We start from the raw sequence: 1,426 nt of genomic DNA, 5'->3' as shown, positions 1-1,426 counted from the left end.
GACCGCGGTGGTCAGCCTCGCGCTGCTGGGCGCGGACCGCTCCTTGTCGATCAACGAAGTTCTGGCCACCGTGCAACCCCTGGCGAGCTACATCGCCGCGCGCAACTGGGCGGTGGCCGGCGCGGCGGACCTGACCAACCGGTCCACGATCCGATGGACCCTGCACCAGCTCGTCGCCTCGGGAGTGGTCAGCGTGTACGACGCCGGCACCGAGGCGGTGTGGGGCATCGGCACCGAGCAGCATCTGGTCGCGGCGTTCTACCGCAACACCGCGATCCACATTCTCGTCGACCGGGCCATCGCCGAGATCGCGCTGGTGGCGGCGTGCGAGTCGAGCGGTGCGGTGGCCCCGGCGACCGTGCGCGACGAGGCGCTGCGGCTGCGGGAGTTGCTGAAGTTCGAGTTCTTGTTCTCGGGGCGGGCGCAGTTCGAGAAGGAGCTCGCCGACGAGATCCGGCTGATCGCGCCCGCCGAAGACCCTGTCGACACCACCAAGTCCTACCGCGCCGACGACGTCCGGCGGCTGCTGGAATCCGCCGACGTGCTGTTGGCGCACCTGGTGCTGCGCCCATTCCTGGACGCGTACCACATCGTCGCCGACCGGCTGGCCGCCTACGAGGACGAATCCTTCGACGAGGAGGATTTTACGGCCGAGTGCCTGGAGGTGGGCAAGCAGTGGGAGCTGCAGCGCCGGATCGCCAGCGCCGAGTCGAGGTCGCTGGAGCTGTTCAAGACCGCGTTGCGCCTGGCCCGGCACCGCGAGCTCCTGGACGGAGCCGACGGAGCCGACGAAGCGAACGGAGCCGACATGGCCAAACGCCGTCGGCAGTTTGCCGACGAGATCGCCGCGGCGACAAGAAGAGTCAACGAGATCGCGGAGCTGGCGCGGGTGCGGTGATTTCGGCCGGTGGGCATCGCGACGGTCCGCCGGCCAGTCGTGGCGGCGGATTCGCTTGCCGGTGGCCTTACAGTTGGCGGTATGCCACTTTCCGGTGAATACGCACCCAGCCCCTGGGATTGGTCCCGCGAGCAAGCAGAGAAGTTCGCCGAGTCCGGCGGAACCGAGGCCGCCGAATTGCGGGGCATGCCCATCGTCTTGCTGACCACCGTCGGAGCCAAGACCGGCAAGCTGCGCAAGACGCCGCTGATGCGCGTCGAGCACAACGGCGAGTACGCGTGCGTCGCGTCGCTCGGCGGCGCGCCCAAGAACCCGGTCTGGTACTACAACGTGAAGAAGAACCCGCGGGTCGAACTGCAGGACGGCGGCGTCACCCGGGACTACGAAGCCCGCGAGGTGTTCGGTGAGGAAAAGGCCGCGTGGTGGGAGCGTGCCGTGGCGGCCTATCCGGATTACGCCGACTACCAGAAGAAGACCGAACGCCAGATTCCGGTGTTCGTGCTGACCCCCGTCAGCTGACGCTCCGCC

2 protein-coding genes are annotated in these 1,426 nt (G+C 68.2%); both read left to right on the top strand.

The features are described from left to right. Positions 1 to 898, top strand: an 898-nt coding sequence (locus AC2VON_RS03585) for a lysophospholipid acyltransferase family protein (RefSeq protein ID WP_486951714.1), incomplete at its 5' end; no start/stop codon positions are given. 81 nt (positions 899 to 979) lie between these two features. Then, positions 980 to 1,417, top strand: coding sequence for a nitroreductase family deazaflavin-dependent oxidoreductase (locus tag AC2VON_RS03580; RefSeq protein ID WP_486951713.1), 438 nt, complete (start codon positions 980 to 982; stop codon positions 1,415 to 1,417). The last annotated feature ends 9 nt before the right edge of the window (positions 1,418 to 1,426 follow it).

Source organism: Mycobacterium sp. TH-M82 (genome assembly GCF_057473605.1).
This window is presented reverse-complemented; position numbering and strand designations above follow the sequence as displayed.

Coding starts and splice junctions, on each gene's coding strand:
- AC2VON_RS03580 (WP_486951713.1), top strand. CDS start 980: ATGCCACTTTCCGGTGAATACGCACCCAGCCCCTGGGATTGGTCCCGC.